17 protein-coding genes are annotated in these 18,955 nt (G+C 33.4%); 7 read left to right on the top strand and 10 right to left on the bottom strand.

The annotated features are described in order from the left end of the window. Positions 1-45 precede the first annotated feature (45 nt). Genes fahA through N7277_RS06170 form a run of 3 tightly spaced genes read left to right on the top strand, consistent with a single transcriptional unit; the run spans position 46 to position 2,583 of the window. Entirely contained in the window at positions 46-1,293 is a 1,248-nt protein-coding gene (gene fahA / locus N7277_RS06180; RefSeq protein WP_274778715.1) for a fumarylacetoacetase, read from the top strand. Positions 1,294-1,348: 55 nt separating this feature from the next. Then, positions 1,349-1,711 (top strand): four helix bundle protein, encoded by a 363-nt coding sequence (locus N7277_RS06175; RefSeq protein ID WP_274778714.1) that lies wholly within the window; start codon positions 1,349-1,351, stop codon positions 1,709-1,711. A gap of 50 nt (positions 1,712-1,761) precedes the next feature. Continuing rightward, on the top strand, positions 1,762-2,583 hold the full coding sequence (locus N7277_RS06170) for a flavin reductase family protein (RefSeq protein WP_274778713.1): 822 nt from the start codon (positions 1,762-1,764) through the stop codon (positions 2,581-2,583). A gap of 260 nt (positions 2,584-2,843) precedes the next feature. On the opposite strand, the gene N7277_RS06165 is transcribed toward N7277_RS06170, so the two are convergent. The 8 genes from N7277_RS06165 to N7277_RS06130 form a co-directional block, all read right to left on the bottom strand. After that, positions 2,844-3,677 (bottom strand): alpha/beta hydrolase family protein, encoded by an 834-nt coding sequence (locus N7277_RS06165; RefSeq protein WP_274778712.1) that lies wholly within the window; start codon positions 3,675-3,677, stop codon positions 2,844-2,846. Between the two features lie 57 nt (positions 3,678-3,734). Then, positions 3,735-5,759, bottom strand: coding sequence for a M13 family metallopeptidase (locus N7277_RS06160; protein WP_274778711.1), 2,025 nt, complete (start codon positions 5,757-5,759; stop codon positions 3,735-3,737). A gap of 160 nt (positions 5,760-5,919) precedes the next feature. After that, on the bottom strand, positions 5,920-8,007 hold the full coding sequence (locus tag N7277_RS06155; protein ID WP_274778710.1) for a M13 family metallopeptidase: 2,088 nt from the start codon (positions 8,005-8,007) through the stop codon (positions 5,920-5,922). A gap of 102 nt (positions 8,008-8,109) precedes the next feature. Continuing rightward, on the bottom strand, positions 8,110-8,772 hold the full coding sequence (locus tag N7277_RS06150) for a head GIN domain-containing protein (RefSeq protein WP_274778709.1): 663 nt from the start codon (positions 8,770-8,772) through the stop codon (positions 8,110-8,112). Positions 8,773-8,922: 150 nt separating this feature from the next. Further along, entirely contained in the window at positions 8,923-10,179 is a 1,257-nt protein-coding gene (locus tag N7277_RS06145) for a CinA family nicotinamide mononucleotide deamidase-related protein (protein WP_274778708.1), read from the bottom strand. A 66-nt stretch (positions 10,180-10,245) separates the two neighbouring features. After that, entirely contained in the window at positions 10,246-11,031 is a 786-nt protein-coding gene (locus tag N7277_RS06140; RefSeq protein ID WP_274778707.1) for a dienelactone hydrolase family protein, read from the bottom strand. Between the two features lie 103 nt (positions 11,032-11,134). After that, complete coding sequence (lipA, locus tag N7277_RS06135) at positions 11,135-12,001, bottom strand: lipoyl synthase (protein ID WP_274778706.1); 867 nt, start codon at positions 11,999-12,001, stop codon at positions 11,135-11,137. A gap of 80 nt (positions 12,002-12,081) precedes the next feature. Next, complete coding sequence (locus N7277_RS06130) at positions 12,082-12,630, bottom strand: RNA polymerase sigma factor (protein WP_274778705.1); 549 nt, start codon at positions 12,628-12,630, stop codon at positions 12,082-12,084. Between the two features lie 206 nt (positions 12,631-12,836). On the opposite strand from N7277_RS06130, the gene tyrS reads away from it, so the two are divergent. After that, on the top strand, positions 12,837-14,132 hold the full coding sequence (tyrS, locus tag N7277_RS06125) for a tyrosine--tRNA ligase (protein WP_274778704.1): 1,296 nt from the start codon (positions 12,837-12,839) through the stop codon (positions 14,130-14,132). Between the two features lie 119 nt (positions 14,133-14,251). Then, entirely contained in the window at positions 14,252-15,007 is a 756-nt protein-coding gene (locus N7277_RS06120; RefSeq protein WP_213189708.1) for an acyl-CoA desaturase, read from the top strand. Positions 15,008-15,055: 48 nt separating this feature from the next. Here the strand turns inward: N7277_RS06120 and N7277_RS06115 are convergent, their stop codons facing one another. Continuing rightward, the gene (locus N7277_RS06115) at positions 15,056-15,514 is read right to left on the bottom strand and encodes an Lrp/AsnC family transcriptional regulator (RefSeq protein WP_274778703.1); all 459 of its coding nucleotides are present in this window, start codon (positions 15,512-15,514) and stop codon (positions 15,056-15,058) included. 153 nt (positions 15,515-15,667) lie between these two features. On the opposite strand from N7277_RS06115, the gene N7277_RS06110 reads away from it, so the two are divergent. Continuing rightward, entirely contained in the window at positions 15,668-16,870 is a 1,203-nt protein-coding gene (locus tag N7277_RS06110) for an aminotransferase class I/II-fold pyridoxal phosphate-dependent enzyme (protein ID WP_274778702.1), read from the top strand. Between the two features lie 95 nt (positions 16,871-16,965). Beyond that, entirely contained in the window at positions 16,966-17,598 is a 633-nt protein-coding gene (locus tag N7277_RS06105) for an alpha/beta hydrolase (RefSeq protein WP_274778701.1), read from the top strand. A 38-nt stretch (positions 17,599-17,636) separates the two neighbouring features. Here the strand turns inward: N7277_RS06105 and N7277_RS06100 are convergent, their stop codons facing one another. After that, complete coding sequence (locus N7277_RS06100) at positions 17,637-18,935, bottom strand: aminopeptidase P family protein (RefSeq protein WP_274778700.1); 1,299 nt, start codon at positions 18,933-18,935, stop codon at positions 17,637-17,639. Between the last annotated feature and the right edge of the window lie 20 nt (positions 18,936-18,955).

The following is an 18,955-nucleotide window of genomic DNA, read 5'->3' as shown; positions in this document are numbered from 1 at the left end:
TTTTGTTTTCGGGCTTTTTTATATCTTTAAAACAAATTTTAAGACATGAAATCTTTTATAAATTATCCTCAAAATTCAGATTTTTCTATTCATAATATTCCTTTTGGTGTAGCGGTGTTTAACAGAGAATACATTGCTTGTTGTACCAGAATTGGCGATTTGGTCATAGACCTTGCTACTTTATACGATTACGGATTTTTTGACGAGATAGAAGGGTTAAATGAAAACGTTTTCGAAGCGTACACGCTCAATGAATTTATAGAACTAGGAAAACCAGTAACCAATGCTGTTCGTTTAAAAATTCAGGAACTTTTATTAGAAGGTTCATCACTTTCTCATGACGAAAAAACCATAGAAGAATGTTTCTATGATTTAGATAAAGTACAAATGATGATGCCACTTCACGTACAGAATTACACTGATTTTTACAGCAGCATAGAACACGCTACCAATGTGGGAAAAATGTTTCGTGACCCTGCAAATGCATTGCTCCCGAACTGGAAACATTTACCAGTAGGTTATCACGGTCGCGCTTCGTCTATCGTGGTTTCGGGAATTAATTTTCACAGACCAAAAGGTCAAATGAAACCGGCTGATGCAGAAAAACCGATTTTTGGAGCTTCAAAACAATTGGATTTTGAACTAGAAATGGCTTTTGTATTGAATAAAAACACAGAAATTGGAGAAAGCATCTCTACCCAAGAAGCCGAAGACGCTATTTTCGGAATGGTGATTTTCAATGATTGGAGTGCTAGAGACATTCAGAGTTGGGAATATGTTCCTCTTGGTCCGTTTTTAGGGAAAAATTTCTGTTCGTCTATTTCACCTTGGGTGGTGACTTTAGAAGCATTAGAACCATTTAGAAGTGCAACACCAAAGCAGGAACCAGAAGTGTTAGATTATTTGAAATTTGAAGGAGATAAAAATTTCGACATTAATCTAGAAGTGTATTTGCAACCAGAAAACGGCGAAGAAAACCTGATTTGCCAAAGCAACTACAAATACATGTACTGGAATATGGCGCAACAGTTGGCGCATCACACCATCAATGGTTGCAATGTGGAAGTTGGCGATTTATATGCTTCTGGAACTATTTCTGGAAGTGAACAAAATAGTTTTGGTTCGATGCTAGAATTGACTTGGCGCGGACAAAATCCGCTGAAACTTTCAAACGGAACCGAAAGAAAATTTATAGAAGACCACGACACAATCATTATGAGAGGTTTCTCTGAAAAAGACGGAATAAGAGTAGGTTTCGGAGAAGTAAGAGGAAAAGTTTTACCAGCTAAGTAAGTTATGAAAGTGATATAGTTATAAAAGTTAAAAAGTATAGATTTTAGAATAATATATGTCGAAAATAAATTCACATAAGGACTTAAAAGTTTGGCAAGAATCCATGGATTTTGTTGTAAAAATCTATAAACTTTTAGAACAATTTCCAGATGAAGAAAAATTTATACTTACTAATCAAATAAAAAGAGCAGCCATTTCTATTCCTTCCAATATTGCAGAAGGAGCTGGAAGAGAATCAAATCAAGAATTCTTTAGATTTCTTAGTATTTCTCAAGGCTCACTTTCAGAACTCGAAACTCAATTAGAAATTGCTGAAAAATTAAAATATATCACTTTAAATGATGAAATAAAAAAACAAATAATTTTTATTAGAATAATGCTGACAAATCTTAAAAAATCATTAATCAATGAAAAGTAAAACTTTCATAACTTGTATAACATTTATAACTTTCATCGCTTTAATATAAAATGAAAACAATCAATCCATCAGAATTGTCGCCTATGCAAGTACAAATGATTTTGCAAACAGCTGTTTCTCCGAGACCTATCGCACTAGCTTCTACCATAGACAAAAACGGAAATGTGAATCTTTCGCCGTTTAGTTTTTTTAATTTATTCAGTTCTAATCCACCGATTTTAATTTTTTCTCCAGCGAGAAGAGTTCGAGATAATTCTACAAAAGACACGCTTCATAATGTGCTAGAAGTTCCAGAAGTTGTAATCGGAAATGTGAATTTTGACATGGTTCAGCAAGTTTCACTTTCGTCTACAGAATATGAAACGGGTGTAGATGAATTTATTAAATCTGGATTAACTAAAAACCCAGCAGAATTGGTAAAACCACCACTCATTGCAGAATCACCTGTGAATTTTGAATGTAAAGTCATCGAAGTAAAACCTCTTGGAAACGAAGGTGGCGCTGGAAATTTAGTCATCTGTGAAGTTTTAAAAATTCATATTAGAGAAGAGTTTTTAAATGAAGAAGGAAACCTAGACCAGAAAAAACTAGATTTGGTTTCTAGATTGGGCGGAAACTGGTACGGAAGAACAACTGTAGAAACACTATTCGAAGTTCCAAAACCATTGGTTACCAAAGGAATTGGCTTTGATCAGTTGCCTTCAGAGATTAAACATTCTAGCGTTTTTACAGGAAATGATTTAGGAATGTTGGCGAATGTAGAACAACTACTTCAAGGAAATTTTTCAGCAGATGAAAAGGTACATGTAGTAGCTCAAAAACTTCTTTTAGAGAGTAAAATAGAAGAAGCTTGGAAGATTTTGAATATTTAATATTCTTTTCCTTGATGAAAAGAATCAAAAATCAAGACTTCACTTTCTTCGGCTAAAAAAGAATTTAAAATTCTAAAATCCCTGAAACTCTCTCGTCATTCTGACGAGTTCAAACAACAGGAATTTTTAAACGAATTTTGAATTCTTTTTTTTAACGCCTCCGAAACTGAGATCATTTAAAAAAATCTTCGATTTTTTTAAATAAAGTATTTCCTTTGTCATTCTGTAAGAATCTAAACCTTGGAAGTTTAAGACCCTATTTATTTTTTCAAAAATTTGATACAATCATTCACCACAGTATTCAGCAAAGTGGGCAATTTAAAATCTAACCAAGGTTCTTTGGCACCGAAAGTATGATTGCCTTTCTCAACCAAGATCAATTCTGAATTTACTGCCCATGAATGTAAATTTTTGGCAGCAGAATACGGAACTGCTTCATCTTCTGAACCGTGAATAATTAAGAAATTTCCTTTAAAATTTTTAGCAGCATTTTCTACAGAAAATCTATCTTCATTTGCTAAATAATCTTCTAAAAACTGAATATGATGAGGCATCTGTTGCTTGGTTCGGCTGTTGTAATTGTAATAAACACCTTGATTTTTCCATTCTTCTAATTTTTCGCCAACAGGAAATCTATTCAATGTGTCTACACTTGCCAAAGTGATGATGTTATTGATTTTAGAATTTTCAGAAGCAGCAATGACGGAAATTCCACCACCTCTAGAATGTCCGATTAAGGTAATATTTTCTGCATCTACTCGATTATCTATACTAAAATATTCTATTACATAATCTAAATCGCTCAATTCCTTAGAATAATTATTTTGTGCGAAACTTTCTAAATCTGCAAAATCACCTGGATTCTCAAGCGAAGTTCCATTGTGCGAGAAATTAAATTTCACGATATAAAATCCGTTTTTAGCAAACTTTTCCGCCACCAAATTCCAAGCACCCCAATCTTTATAACCTTTGTAACCATGGGCAAAAATCACGAGTGGTAATTTTCCTTCTTTTTCTGGAACAAAAGCATCAGCCAAAAAAGATTTGGTTGCAGGATTTTCTAAAACTATATTTTTTTCTACAGTAAATTTCATTGGATAAAATTAATAAAAAAACCACCGAAAATTCGGTGGTTTGATAATTTCTATTGATTACCAGATTTTGATTCTTTCTTCTGGTTTTTTAAAATGTTTGTCACCTTCTTTTACACCAAATGCTTTATACCAAGCTTCTGTATTTACTAGTGGGCCAACTGCTCTGTACATTCCTGGAGAGTGCGGATCTGTTTTCACTTGGTTAATGTAGAATTTCTCAGTTCCTTTGGTTCTCCAAACGGTTGCCCAGCTTAAGAAAAATCTTTGATTTTGGTCAAATCCACTGATTTTGCCTGGGTTTCCTTTGTCTTTAAGGTACATTTGAAGCGCATCAAAAGCGATATTTACACCACCTAAATCTGCAATATTTTCTCCCATGGTAAATTTACCGTTTACGAAACTTCCTTTTACTGGTTCGTAAGCAGAATATTGAGCATCTAGCTTAGCAGTAGCTACTTCAAATTTCTTTCTGTCTTCGTCTGTCCACCAATTGTTAAGGTTTCCATCTCCGTCAAATCTAGAACCACCATCGTCAAATCCGTGAGAAATCTCGTGACCAATTACCGCTCCAATTCCTCCAAAATTTACTGCAGGATCTGCTTTGAAATCAAAGAAAGGCGCTTGTAAAATTCCGGCAGGGAAAACGATTTCATTATTAGAAGCACTGTAATATGCGTTTACGGTTTGAGGGGTCATTCCCCATTTTGTTTTATCTACTTTTGTTCCAATTTTTTCTACATTTTTCTGATAATTCCAAGTCGTGATATTTTGTCTGTTTTGGAAATATGAATCTGGGCTTACCGTTAATTTAGAATAATCTTCCCATTGGTCTGGATATGCAATTTTCACTTTGAATTTCGATAATTTATCAAGAGCTTTCACTTTAGTATCATCACTCATCCAATCAAGGTTTGAGATATGGTCATGGTATGCTTTTTTAAGATAATCTACCATGGTTACCATTTCTTCTTTTGCTTCTGCTGGAAAATATTTTTCTACATATAATTTACCGAAAGCTTCACCCAAAATACCATTTACTACTTCTAGCCCACGCTTGTTCATGGCACGTTGTTCTTTTTGACCTTGAAGATATTTTCCGTAAAAATCAAAACGCATATCGTCTAGTTTTTTATCTAAAACGCCAGCGTTTCCAGAAAGCATGTGGTATTTCATGTAATCTTTTAGCAGAGGAAGATTCGCCTCGTTTACGAAAGCATCAAAGTTTTTAAAATATCCTAGTTCACCAAGAATTACTCTATCAGTTTTTACACCAACTTGATTTAAATATCCTGCTAAATCTACATTTTTAACCAACCCTGAAAGCTCTGAAACGGTTTTAGGATTGTAACGCTTATTAGCATCTCTTCCTTCTTCGTTGGTTAACAAAGTTTTTGCTAATCTCTTTTCTAAATCTACAATTTTTGTAGCAGTCTCATTTGCATTTTGATAACCCAAAACTGTCAACATGCTCGAAACATATTTGGTGTATTCTGCAAGGGTTTTGGTGTTGGCTTCGTTTTCTTTTTGATAGTAATCTTTTCCTAAACCTAGAGCTGGACCGCCAAGATAAATCGCATTATCATTAGACGCTTTAAGGTCTGCGCCTACTCTCCACATATAGAAAATATTATCGCCATTTGGAGTAGCTTCTACCAAATATTTTTGTAAATCTGCTACAGTTTTAATAGCATCAATTTTTGCTAAATCTGCTTTTATTGGGTTAATTCCGTCTGCATTTCTCTTGTCCCAATTCATGAAAGAAGAGTACAAATCTTGAATTTTTTTGCCTTCTGTTCCTTCTGCATATTTCTCTGTCAAAATATTATTCAAAATGGCTAAAGAGTTTTCGTCTGTTTTCTCACGAAGTTCATTAAAACTTCCCCAACTTGCTTTGTCCGAAGGAATTTCTACCGTTTTCACCCAGTTTCCGTTTACATAAGTGAAGAAATCATCTTGTGGACGAACTGAAGTATCCATAAAATGAAGAGCAATTCCGTTTTCTGGTAATTGTTTTTGTGATGCACAAGAGCTAACTGTAAGCACAGCTGCTGCTGCCAGCACTAGAAAAGGTACTTTTTTCATATATAGTTAATTATTAATTGTTCAAATTTAATAAAATCATCAGTTTTATTATCATTAGTTGATAAAAATTTGAATTTGTTTCAATTGAATTTATAAATAATAAAAAACCACAGAAAATTCTGTGGTTTAAATTGTTTATTTTTAAGAAAAATTTAGTTTTCTACCAGATTTTAATTCTGTCTTCAGGTTTTTTATAATGCTGGTCACCTTCTTTCACTTCGAAAGCTTTGTACCAAGATTCTGTATTAACTAGAGGACCAAAAGCTCTGTATAAACCTGGTGAATGTGGATCTGTTTTCACCTGATTAATCATGTATTTTTCAGTAGATTTAGTTCTCCAGATGGTTCCCCAACTTAAGAAAAATCTTTGATCTTGGTTGTAACCACTAATTAATCCTGGATTTCCTTTGTCTTTAAGATACATTTGTAATGCATCATAAGCAATTGCAACTCCACCTAAATCTGCAATATTTTCGCCATTTGTAAATAAACCGTTTACGAAAGTTCCTTTTACTGGCTCATATTTGCTGTATTGTTCCGCTAATTTTTTAGTAGCTTCTTCGAAGTTCTTTTTATCAGCATCAGTCCACCAATTTTTAAGGTTTCCATCTCCATCGAACATTGCTCCAGAATCATCAAATCCGTGAGAAATTTCGTGACCAATTACCGCTCCGATTCCGCCGAAATTTACAGCAGGATCTGCTTTGAAATCAAAGAATGGCGCTTGTAAAATAGCAGCAGGGAAAACGATTTCGTTATTTACCGGATTGTAGTAAGCATTTACAGTTTGAGGAGTCATTCCCCACTCTTTTTTATCAACTTTCTTACCTACTTTATCTAATTCTTTTTGATAAGCCCAAAAAGAAACATTTTTAAGATTTCCGTACAGTGTTCCTCCTTCGTTTTTAGAAAGCACTTGTAATTTAGAATAGTCTTTCCATTCATCTGGATAACCTACTTTTACAGTGAATTTAGACAATTTATCTAATGCTTTCGTTTTGGTTTCATCACTCATCCAAGAAAGATTAGAAATATGCTGAACGTAAGATTTTTTAAGATAATCAATTAAGGTTACCATTTCTGCTTTAGCTTCGGCAGAGAAATATTTATCTACATATAATTTCCCGAAAGCTTCACCAAGAACTCCATTTATGGTAGAAAGTGCACGTTTATTCATCGCGCGTTGTTCTTTTTGTCCGCTCAAAGTTCTTCCGTAGAAATCAAACTGTAAATCGTCTAATTTTTGGTCTAAAACAGAAGCACTTCCGTTTAATAATTTCACTTTTAAGAAATCTTTGATGAATGGTAAATTTTTAGCATTCAAAAATTTATCTAAATTCTTATAGTAATCTAATTCACCAATGATTACTCGGTCTGTATTTACACCAGCGTTTTTAAGATAAGATGGTAAATCTACATTTTTCACCAAAGTCTTCAGTTCTGGTAAAGTCTTCGGATTGTATTGAAGATTAGCATCTCTAATTTTTTCGTTAGGGATTAAAGTTTGTGCTGCAGTTTTTTCAAAGTCAATTACTTTTTGAGCCGCAACTTCTGGATTCTTATATCCTAAAACCGTGTATAATTTGGTTAAATAATCTTTGTATTGACCGATGGTTTTGGTGTTTTCTTCATTATCTTTTTGATAATAATCTCTTCCTAAACCAAGGTTTACATCTCCCATGTAAACGGCATTATCTGTAGAATTTTTAAGGTCTGCATAAACTCCCCAAGAATAGAAAGGATTATCACCAGTTTTGGTAGCTTCTACTAAATATTTTTGTAAATCTGCCATCGTTTTAATGGCATCGATTTTTGCTAAATCACCTTTAATAGGAGCAATTCCGTCTGCATTACGCTTATCCATATCCATGTAAGTAGCATAAATATCCTGAATTTTTTGACCTTCAGTTCCTTTTGCGTAAGTTTCTTTCAACAAATTGTCTAAAATTTTAAGAGAATTTAAGTCTGTTTTTTCTCTTAATTCATTGAAACTTCCCCAACTTGCTTTATCCGCAGGAATCTGAGCCGTTTTCATCCAAGTTCCGTTTACGTAGTTGTAAAAATCGTCTTGCGGACGAACTGATTTGTCCATCAGTTCAATGGCAATTCCGTTTTCTGGAAGTTCTGCTGGTTTCAATTCTTCAATTGGAATAGGAGTAGTTTCTGTAGTTGCTTGTTTCTGAGTGCCACAAGAATCTAAAATGAGCATTCCTGAAAAAGCTAACACAGCGATTGATATTTTTTTCATTTCTGTATGATTAATTAATGATGAATAAGTACAAATTTATAAGAAATTGTTACGGTTAAATAATCAAAAAAACCAAAGTTTAAAACTCTGGCTTTATAATATTTATTTGAATGTTATTTTTCCGCCTAAAACATTTTTGGTATTTCTGTCTTTGGGAGAACCATAGACGTCTATATTTCCGCCTGCTCTAGTTGTAGCATTAATAATTTTAGAGGCATTTACTTCTGCATTCCCACCTGCATTTGTAGTGATGGTAACAGTTTCTGAATCTAAATCTCTACCATTAAATTGTGCACCAGAATTCACCAAAACATCTTGAATTTCTGCGGTTCCAGACACATTAATGATTCCACCAGAATTGGCTTTAGAATTCAATAAATTCACATCTACCTGTAAATTTAAAGTAGAACCTTCGTTTGAAGTAATGCTGAGCATTTTGCTATCTATTGCTCCATCAGAAGTAATTTTAGAACCTTGACTGGCTTGAATTTCGTTAATATCTTCATAGAAAACAGTTACCTCAGCTTTGTCGCCTTGCATGAGCTTAGTAGGAATCATTCTGATTTTGAGGTCACCATTTTTATTGACAATTTCTACATCTGGGTTATCATTTTTAACCTGAATTTTATTTTCACTGGATTTTACAAGGGTTACATTAATTCTATCATAAACCTTTACTGCGCTGAAATCTCCAAAATTTTTGGAAGTTTGCGAATAAGCTACCTGAACCAAAAGAACTAGGAAACTAAAAATTATTTTTTTCATAAGTAGATATTTATTGTTTTTTAAAGGTCTTATGCAATCGCTGAACATTCATTGACGTTTGAGTTCTTTCAATTATAGCGATTTCATTCTAAATTATTTTAAAGATATAACAACTGTTTGTCCCATTTTATTACATGAGAAAGGCGAATTTTAAAGATTTTCTTGAATTAAAATCTGAATTAAATCTTGCAAAACCTTCTGAGAAACAAAATTCATAAAATCTTTGCGCTCTAAATGAGGAAGATACAATCTGAAAGTCTTTTCAAAATCTTTTACTCTAATCGAATAAAAAACAGTGCCGATTTCTGAATTGAATTCATCTGAATTAGGTCCTGCAACACCAGTGGTAGAAAGTGTAACATCCGTTTTAAATAATTTCTGGCAACCTAAACTCATCGCTTGTGCTACTTCTGCTGAAACTACTGTTTTTTCTTGAATTAAATCCTCAGAAACACCTAAGATTTCAATTTTTTTCTGTGTTTGATAGGTGCAAATTCCGCCTAAAAAGTAATTTGAACTTCCAGAAACACTTGTTATTAAATGTGATAATTCTCCACCAGTACAACTTTCAGCCGTAGAAATAGTTAAATTTCTTGAAATTAAAAAATCATGTAAAATTTCTTCTATTTTGTCACCGTGTTCAGAAATAATATGCGCTTTCAGCAATGGTCTTATTTTAGAAATCTCTTCTTCTAATTGATTTTCCAAAACTTCTAAATCCTTTCCTGAAGCCGTTAATTTCAACTTAACTCTATTGGCGATTGGCAAATATGAAAGTGAAAAATTTTCAGGCAAATTCAGTTCCCATTCTTCTAAAGCATCAGACAATAAACTCTCAGGATAATTCACCACAGAAACAGTTCTAATTTTCAAAAAATTAGATTCAAATTCTTTTTGTAGATAAGGAATAATTTGGTCTTTAACTAGAGGTTTCACTTCATAAGGAACACCAGGAAGACAAATCGCTATTTTGCCGTTATCTTCTACCATTAAACTCGGTGCTGTTCCATTATGATTTTGGAAAACTTTAGATTTAGAAAGAATCATGGCTTGTTCTCTGTTTCTTTCGATGATTTCTAACCTTCCTATGCGTTCTAATCTGGTTTTCAGATGCTGAAAAGTTTCTTCGTCATAAACGATTTCATCATTGAAAAATTCACAAAAAGCTTTCTTGGTTTTATCATCTTTGGTTGGGCCAAGCCCGCCTGTTGTAATTACCAAATCAGTCAACTGAAAGGCAGATTGTAATGTATTTTTAATAATTTCTATTTCATCTGAAATGGTAAAAATCTGCGAAACAGAAATCCCAATTTTTGATAATTCTTTTGCAATAAAATTAGAATTGGTATCTACCGTAGTTCCAGACAGAACCTCGTTTCCTATCGTAATAAGGACAGCGTTTTTCATTAATCAATTTTTGAAGGATAAATTTAGTTTATTTTCATAAAAAAAGCGGAATAAAATCCGCCAATTTTATTTGAAAATTTTCGCTAAAAAGGTTTTCATTTCCTGCCAAGATTTTACATCTGCAGACTTATTGTAAGCAATATTCATATTAAACTTTTTGCCCACCGCAGTAGAATTAGGATTGGTAAAAGCGTGAACTGCATCAGGATAATTAATGAATTGATAATCAAACTTATTCTCCATCATTTCTTTTTTGAATTCCTCGATTTCTTTTTCAGGAACAAAATTATCTGCAGCACCATTGCAAACTAAAATTTTCACATTGTTATGTGTTGGTTTTACACCGGTCATTAAATTCCCGTGAAAACTTACTACGCCTTTCAATTCTGGGTTTTGTCTTGCCATATTCAGCACCATTGCTCCTCCAAAACAGTATCCAATTGCTGCAACTTTACTAGAATTGACATTTTTGAACGTTTTAACATAAGCTGTTGCCACATCAAAATTTTCTTTTGCCAAAACTGCATTCTGATAAAAAGGAGTTGCTAACTCTTGAGCTTCTTGAGGCGTTTCTACAAATTTTCCATCGCCATACATGTCAACAACCATTGCAAAATAACCTAATTCTGCAATTTTTTTGGCTCTGTATTTTGCATAATCATTTACGCCCCACCATTCTGGAACAATCATTACCACTGGTAATTTTCCTTTTTTAGAGGCGTCATAAGCTACATAAGATTTAAAATTTTTCCCTTTTGATGAATAAGTGGTTTCTTTAACAACAATTTTTGACTGAGAAAAAACAAAACCAAATACGAAAAATAACAATAAACTATAACTAAATCTTTTCATAATATATTTTTTTGCTAAGCTATAAAACGAAAATCTTTTTCAAAAAAAATCGCTATCAAAAAAATTGATAACGATTATTTAAAAATATTATACTTGTCTTTTTTTAGTGAATATGTTTTTCTGCATGATAAGAAGAACGAACCAAAGGCGAACTTTCTACATGACGGAAACCTAAGCTTTCTGCGAAAATTCTGTATTCTTCAAATTCTTCCAGTTCTACGAAACGTTTTACTGGTAAATGTTTTTTAGTTGGCTGAAGATATTGCCCAATCGTAATCACATCTACATTTGCATTTCTCACATCCTGAATGGTTTCAAAAACTTCTTCTTTCGTTTCGCCCAAACCGAGCATAATTCCAGTTTTGGTACGGTTTTGTCCTGCTTCTTTTAAATATCTTAAAACCTCCAAAGAACGTTCGTACTTCGCTTGAATTCTTACTTCTCTGGTTAATCTTTTTACGGTTTCCATATTGTGAGAAATCACTTCTGGTGCTACTTCTACCAATCTATCAATGTGTTTATGAATCCCTTGGAAATCTGGAATCAACGTTTCCATAGTAGTTCCCGGAGAAATTCTGCGCACCGCATTTACTGTTTCTGCCCAGATAATAGAACCCATATCTTTCAAATCATCTCGGTCTACAGAAGTTAAAACGGCGTGCTTAATTTTCATTAACTTAATAGAACGTGCTACTTTTTCGGGTTCGTCCCAGTTTACATCAAGCGGTTTACCTGTTTTCACGCCACAGAATCCACAACTTCTGGTACAGATATTTCCCAAAATCATAAAAGTGGCGGTTCCTTCTCCCCAACATTCTCCCATGTTCGGACAAGAACCACTTTGACAAATGGTGTTCAGTTTATATTTATCAACCAATGTTCTTAATTCTCTGTAATTTTTTCCTGTAGGAAGTTTTACACGAATCCATTTTGGTTTATTGGTAGTGGTATCTTGAATTTGATTTTCCATAAATATCTAAAATTTTTCTCGCAGATTTAGCTGATTCGGTTGATTTTCATCTGCTCAATCTACATAATCAGCGAGAGATTCTACTCATTTTCGTTTAACAATTCTGCCAAAACTTTTTTGGCTCTCATAATTCTCACTTTGGTATTGGCAACAGAAAGATTGAGTTCTTCTGCAATTTCTTTGATGCTTTTTTCTTCAAAAAATCTCAAATGGATAATTTTTTGATAATTGTGATCCATTTTGGCAACCGCATCGATGATTTTTTTCTCTTCTTGCACAGAAATCATAATTTCTTCAGGAGATTTTTCGAATTGATTTTTAAAATCCTGAAAACCGTCCATAGTTTCTTCGGTTTCCCGATTTTTTTTGCGCCAATAATCTATTACTGTATTTTGAGCGATGGTAAGAACCCACGTTTTAAATTGGAAATTCTCATCATACAAATCTAATTTCGCCAATACTTTAGAAAAAACCGAAACCGTCAATTCATCTGCTGCGTTTTCATCATGAACTTTTTTCATCACGAAAGAAAAAACGTCTGTCCAAAATTGATTAATCAGTTTAGTTTGCGCTTTCTGATTCTTCTCTTTGGCCAAAAAGATGAGCTTTAAAAGTTCTGGTTTTTCCATTGCAAATGCAAAGATAAGGAATTTGATAAAGCTAAAGAAAAAGTAAAATGTATTTGGTTTTTAGATGATGTCTATAATTTTTAAAAATCAAATAAAATTTCACTACAAAATGGTGTAAATAAACTGTTTGATTAAAAAAACTTCTCACATCCAGCTTCCTACTTCCTGCAAATTTCCTATCTTTGCCATTCAAAATTTTTAAGAAAATGAACGCTTTTATTGAAGAACTAAAATGGCGCGGTTTGTACGCTGATATGATGCCCGGAACGGATGAACAACTGAATAAGGAAATGACTACTGCTTATATTGGTTTTGATCCTACCGCAGATTCACTTCATATCGGAAGTTTAATTCCTATAAAAGTTTTGGCACATTTTCAACAGCATGGTCATAAACCGATTGCTCTAGTTGGTGGTGCAACAGGTATGATTGGTGATCCTTCTGGAAAATCTTCGGAGAGAAATTTATTAGATGAAGCTACGCTTAATCATTATGTAGATTGCATAAAAGGTCAACTTTCTAGATTTTTAAATTTTGAAGGAAACGAACCGAATAAAGCGGAATTGGTAAACAATTACGATTGGATGAAAACCTTTACGTTTCTGGATTTCGTGCGAGATATTGGGAAACATCTTACCGTAAATTATATGATGGCGAAAGATTCTGTAAAAAAACGTTTCTCTGGAGAAGCTGGAGTTGACGGAATGAGCTTTACAGAGTTTACCTACCAATTATTACAAGGTTACGACTTCTTACATCTATACAAAAATAACGGAGTAAAACTACAAATGGGAGGTTCTGACCAATGGGGAAACATCACCACAGGCACAGAATTAATTCGTAGAAAAGCGCAAGGCGAAGCTTATGCATTAACCGTTCCGTTAATTACGAAAGCTGATGGTTCTAAATTCGGGAAATCTGAAGCGGGAGAAAATTATTGGTTAGATGCCAAAAGAACTTCTCCGTATAAATTTTATCAATTTTGGTTAAATTCTTCTGATGTTGATGCTGAAAGATTCATTAAATACTATACTTTTTTACCAAAAGAAGAAATAGAATCTTTGGTTGAAGAGCACCAAACTGCTCCACACGAAAGAAAATTGCAGAAAAAACTGGCTGAAGAAGTTACGATTTGGGTTCATGGAAAAGCAGAATACGAAAAAGCATTAAAAGCTTCTGAAATCCTTTTCGGGAGAAGTACAGCGGAAGATTTGGTAAGCTTAGATGAAGAATTATTCTTACAGATTTTTGATGGAGTTCCACAAGCGGAAGTAGCAAAATCAGACGTTTTAGGAAGCAACATTATTGATTTATTATCAGAAAAATCTGGTTTCTTAAAATCTAAAGGCGAAGCAAAACGCGAATTACAAGGAAATGCTATTTCTGTAAACAAAGAAAAAGTAAAAGACGATTTCGTAGCTGCTGAAAAAGATTTAATTGACGGCAAATTTTTATTGCTACAAAAAGGTAAAAAACAATATTTTATTGTAAAAGCCATCTAGAATAAAATTTACAACGCTATACATAGTTAAATAAATTATAAAAACACGCTCTAGAGCGTGTTTTTTGTTATCATTCATTTTTCAAATGTCTACCTTTGTACCTTTATAAATTCTTATTAATGGTTATTATTATTTTCATCATCGTCCTATGGTATTCAGGACTATTTTTTCAAACTTTTTTCCTTCATCGTTACGCAGCACATCAAACCTACACCATGTCTAAATTTGGTGAAAAACTGTGTTTTATTCTTACTTGGATTACCCAAGGTTCTAATTATCTTTCAGCGTATGGTTATGGTGTAATGCACAGAATGCATCACGCTTTTGCTGATACAGAAAAAGACCCGCATTCTCCAAAATACGACCCTAATCCACTTGCAATGATGTGGAGAACGAAAAATGTTTATCAACAAATCAACAAACAAAAAATTGCCATCGAAGAAAAATTTACGAAAAACGTTCCTCAATGGAAATCATTCGACAAGTTTGCCAGTTCATGGTACTCAAGAATTGGTTGGGGAGCATTTTACACCGTTTTCTTTATTATTTTTTCTGAATATTGGTGGCATTGGTTATTATTACCTGTGGCTATTTTAATGGCTCCAATCCACGGAATGATTATCAATTGGTTTGGTCACATTTACGGATATGTCAATTTCAAAGTGAATGACACTTCTAAAAATTTATTCCGTTTTGATTGGTTAATGCTCGGCGAAGGTTATCACAACAATCATCATAAATTCGGTGGAAGAGCTAATTTCGGCGGCGTAAGATGGCACGAAATAGATGTGACTTACATGATTATGTTGCTCTTAGAAAAATTAGGCTGGATTAAAATGAACCGAGTGATGGCAACTCCAAAAAGAGAAATCTAAAAATTTACATAATAAAAAACACGCAGATTTGCGTGTTTTTTTTATTTTCTAAACCTCAATCGTAGTTGTATTTTTCACTTCGGCAATCATAAAAGAACTGTGTGTAGAGCCGATGTGTTGTAAAGTAGTGAGCTTAGTCACCATAAAATTTCTGTACTCTTCCATGTTTTTTACACAGATTTTCAAGATATAATCATAATCGCCACTCACGTGGAAACATTCCGTTACTTCTGGCAAAGTCATAATCTCTTTTTCAAACTGTAACACGTATTCTTTCTTGTGTTGCGTTAATTTCACATGACAGAGCACGATGAAATTTTTCTCCACCTTATGTTTATCAATCAGCGTTACATATTTAGAAATGACACCTTGCTTTTCTAATTTTTTGATGCGTTCATAAACCGCCGTCACAGACAAATCTAACTTGTGAGACAATTCTTTAGTTGTTTGTTTACTATCTTCCTGAAGAAAATAGAGTAATTTTTTATCAATTGAGTCAAGTTCCATAGATTATTTTTTGGAAAAAGTTTACAAAAACCAAATATAATCATAATTTTTTCTATTAATTTAAAAATATATAGATTTATTTTCTATAATTTAAAAATATCATTGTAATAATATTGGAATTTTTAGAATTTTATTGCTCTTAAATTCAATATTATGGAAAATTTCGATGCAGCAAATGCCATTCAAGACTTACAATATTTTGGAGAATTCGGCGGGGTAAACCCTTCTATTTCAGACAGTTCTACCTACACTTTTTTATCTGCAAAAACCATGTTCGATACATTCGAGGGCAATGCTGAAGGTTGCTATTTATACTCAAGACATTCATCTCCGATGAATTTATATTTAGCTCAAGCTTTAGCAAAAATGGAAGGAACAGAAGCAGCGAACGTTACCGCATCTGGAATGGGCGCGATTACTTCTACTCTACTTCAAGTCTGTAAAAGTGGCGACCACATTGTTTCAGCCAGAACAATTTATGGTGGAACTTACGCATTTTTGAAAAACTTCCTGCCTCCTTTTAACATTGAAACAAGCTTTGTAGACATTAACAATTTTGAAGCAATAGAAAACGCCATCAAACCTAATACGAAGGTGATTTATTGCGAAAGCGTGAGCAATCCTTTATTAGAAGTAGCAGACTTGAGAAAACTGTCTGAAATTTGTAAAAAGTATAATTTAAAGCTGATTGTTGACAATACGTTTTCTCCGTTGCAGATTTCGCCTATACATTTAGGTGCAGATATTGTGATTCACAGTTTAACGAAATTCATCAACGGAAGCAGTGATACAGTGGGCGGTGTTTATTGCGCATCTCAACAATTTATAGACGACACCAAAAATGTAAATAACGGAAGCTGTATGCTTCTCGGCCCAACTATGGATAGTTTTCGTTCGGCAAGTATTTTGAAAAACCTAAGAACTTTGCACATCAGAATGAAAAAACACAGTGATAATGCAATGTATCTCGCTGAAAGATTCGAAAAAGATGGCTTGAAAGTAAATTATCCTGGTTTAAAATCTCACAGAAATCATGAACTCATGAAATCTATGATGCACCAAGAATATGGTTTTGGTGGTTTATTAACCTTAGATGCAGGAACCGTAGACAAAGCCAATGAATTGATGGAAATGATGCAACAAGAAAACTTAGGCTACCTCGCCGTAAGTTTAGGTTTTTATAAAACTTTATTCTCTTGCAGCGGAAGTTCTACCTCATCTGAAATTCCTGAAGAAGAAAGAATTTCTATGGGACTTTCTGACGGTTTAATCAGATTTTCAATAGGTTTAGACCATGACATTGAAAGAACTTACCAAAAGATGAAAGCTTGTATGGTAAAAGTGGGGATTTTATAAATATCATAACATAAAATTTTTAAAAACTGACCTTGTGTCAGTTTTTTTTATTTGGTTTAATCTTTGAAATTCAAAAACAAAATTATCTTTGCAATATGGATTTACAATTTATCGTAAGAGAGCCCGAAAACATTACTCAAAACACTCAACTTTTGGTGATGATTCATGGCTATGGCAGTAATGAAGAAGATTTATTTTCTTTTCGTCATGATTTGCCAGAAGATTGGATTATCGTGAGTTATAGAGCTCCAAAAATGACCGATTACAATGGTTTTTCTTGGTACGACATTGATTTTAACGATGCTGAAAAATTTATAGATGTAGAACAGGCTGTAGATTCTATGAAAGCGATTATGAAATCTATTGATAACATTAAACATCATTATCAGCTAGAAGGGAAAACCAATATGATGGGATTTTCGCAAGGCGGAATTCTTACGTATGCTATGACGCTTACTTACCCAGAATATTTTCAGAAAATCGCTTGTTTAAGTGCGTATCCTGAACCTAAAATCCTTAAAAACATTAAAGGTAAAAAAGAAATTCAGCATCTTAGATTTTTTATTTCTCATGGAACTGAAGACGCTGTAATCCCATTAGAATGGGGAAGAAAAGCAGCAGATTTCTTATATGAACTGGGAGCATTTTTTACTTTCAGAGAATACATGAACGGACATGGCGTGAATCAAAAAAACTACATGGATTTAATTAAATTCTTTACCTCATAAAAAAGGTGTTTCTGATTTAGAAACACCTTTTTATTTTTTTAAGAATTCATCAATTCTTCTATTTCTTCTACTTCAATAGGAATGTTTTTCATCAGATTAAAAGCAGGACCAGAGTTCTGAATAACCACATCATCTTCTATTCTAACCCCAAAACCTTCTGCTGGGAGATAAATTCCCGGCTCTACGGTGAATACCATATTTTCTACAAATTTATCTTTTAGAATTCCGTAATCATGCGTATCTAGACCTAAATGGTGAGATGTGCCGTGCATCATGTATTTTTTATAAGCCGGCCAGTTTTTGTCTTGATTTTGAACATCAGCTTTATCAAGAAGTCCTAATTCCAAGAATTTAGAAGTGTAAAACTCTCCACATTCTTTATGATAATCGTACCAGTTATTTCCAGGAACTAAAAGAGAAGTCGCAAAGTTTTTCATGTCTAAAACTGCATTGTAGATCTCTTTTTGTCTCGCTGTAAATTTACCATTCACAGGAATCATTCTGGTAAGGTCTGATGAATAATTGGCATATTCTGCACCAATATCTAATAAAATTAAGTCTCCATCTTTACATTGCATATTATTGGCAATATAGTGCAAGACATTTGCGTTTTCTCCGCTGGCAATAATAGGTGTATATGCAAAACCTTTACTTCTATTTCTCAAAAATTCGTGCATGAGCTCTGCTTCAATTTCGTATTCCCAAACTCCTGGTTTCACGAAAGAAAGCAATCTTCTCACCCCTTTTTCAGTGATGTTACACGCTTTTTGTAATAATTCTAGCTCTTCTGGTTCTTTGATACTTCTCAAATGCTGAAGAATAGGATTACTTCTTAAAATTTTATGAAGCGGAAACTCTCTCTTTACTCTTTCTATAAATCTGTCTTCACGAGTTTGCACTTCTAAAACAGCTCTATAGTGCTCATTTCTATTGAGATAAATATTTTCTGCTTCGTTCATCAAATTATAGAAAATTCTATCAAAATCTGATAGCCAAAGCACTGTTTTCACTCCAGAAACCTCAGTTGCTTTTTCTTTAGTTAATTTTTCGCCTTCCCAAACAGCGATATGTTCATTGGTCTCTCTTAAGAAAAGAATTTCACGGTGTTCTTCATTGTAAGCATCAGGAAAAATCAACAAAACACTCTCCTCTTGGCCTACTCCACTCAGATAAAAAATATCTCTGTGCTGCGCAAAAGGCATGGTAGAGTCTGAACTTACTGGATAAATATCATTAGAATTAAAAATAGCCAAAGAATTAGGCTGCATTTTTTCTACAAACTTTTTACGATTTTTGATAAAAAGTGAACTAGAAATTTGTTCGTATTTAGTTGTCATTGTATGAAAATTAGAAAGTG

The organism is Cloacibacterium sp. TD35 (assembly GCF_028864635.1).
GTDB lineage: Bacteria > Bacteroidota > Bacteroidia > Flavobacteriales > Weeksellaceae > Cloacibacterium.
This window is presented reverse-complemented; position numbering and strand designations above follow the sequence as displayed.

Coding starts and splice junctions, on each gene's coding strand:
- N7277_RS06105 (WP_274778701.1), top strand. CDS start 16,966: ATGGATTTACAATTTATCGTAAGAGAGCCCGAAAACATTACTCAAAAC.
- N7277_RS06115 (WP_274778703.1), bottom strand. CDS start 15,514: ATGGAACTTGACTCAATTGATAAAAAATTACTCTATTTTCTTCAGGAA.
- N7277_RS06100 (WP_274778700.1), bottom strand. CDS start 18,935: ATGACAACTAAATACGAACAAATTTCTAGTTCACTTTTTATCAAAAAT.
- fahA (WP_274778715.1), top strand. CDS start 46: ATGAAATCTTTTATAAATTATCCTCAAAATTCAGATTTTTCTATTCAT.
- N7277_RS06155 (WP_274778710.1), bottom strand. CDS start 8,007: ATGAAAAAAATATCAATCGCTGTGTTAGCTTTTTCAGGAATGCTCATT.
- N7277_RS06165 (WP_274778712.1), bottom strand. CDS start 3,677: ATGAAATTTACTGTAGAAAAAAATATAGTTTTAGAAAATCCTGCAACC.
- N7277_RS06110 (WP_274778702.1), top strand. CDS start 15,668: ATGGAAAATTTCGATGCAGCAAATGCCATTCAAGACTTACAATATTTT.
- N7277_RS06160 (WP_274778711.1), bottom strand. CDS start 5,759: ATGAAAAAAGTACCTTTTCTAGTGCTGGCAGCAGCAGCTGTGCTTACA.
- N7277_RS06140 (WP_274778707.1), bottom strand. CDS start 11,031: ATGAAAAGATTTAGTTATAGTTTATTGTTATTTTTCGTATTTGGTTTT.
- tyrS (WP_274778704.1), top strand. CDS start 12,837: ATGAACGCTTTTATTGAAGAACTAAAATGGCGCGGTTTGTACGCTGAT.
- N7277_RS06120 (WP_213189708.1), top strand. CDS start 14,252: ATGGTTATTATTATTTTCATCATCGTCCTATGGTATTCAGGACTATTT.
- N7277_RS06150 (WP_274778709.1), bottom strand. CDS start 8,772: ATGAAAAAAATAATTTTTAGTTTCCTAGTTCTTTTGGTTCAGGTAGCT.
- lipA (WP_274778706.1), bottom strand. CDS start 12,001: ATGGAAAATCAAATTCAAGATACCACTACCAATAAACCAAAATGGATT.
- N7277_RS06170 (WP_274778713.1), top strand. CDS start 1,762: ATGAAAACAATCAATCCATCAGAATTGTCGCCTATGCAAGTACAAATG.
- N7277_RS06145 (WP_274778708.1), bottom strand. CDS start 10,179: ATGAAAAACGCTGTCCTTATTACGATAGGAAACGAGGTTCTGTCTGGA.
- N7277_RS06175 (WP_274778714.1), top strand. CDS start 1,349: ATGTCGAAAATAAATTCACATAAGGACTTAAAAGTTTGGCAAGAATCC.
- N7277_RS06130 (WP_274778705.1), bottom strand. CDS start 12,630: ATGGAAAAACCAGAACTTTTAAAGCTCATCTTTTTGGCCAAAGAGAAG.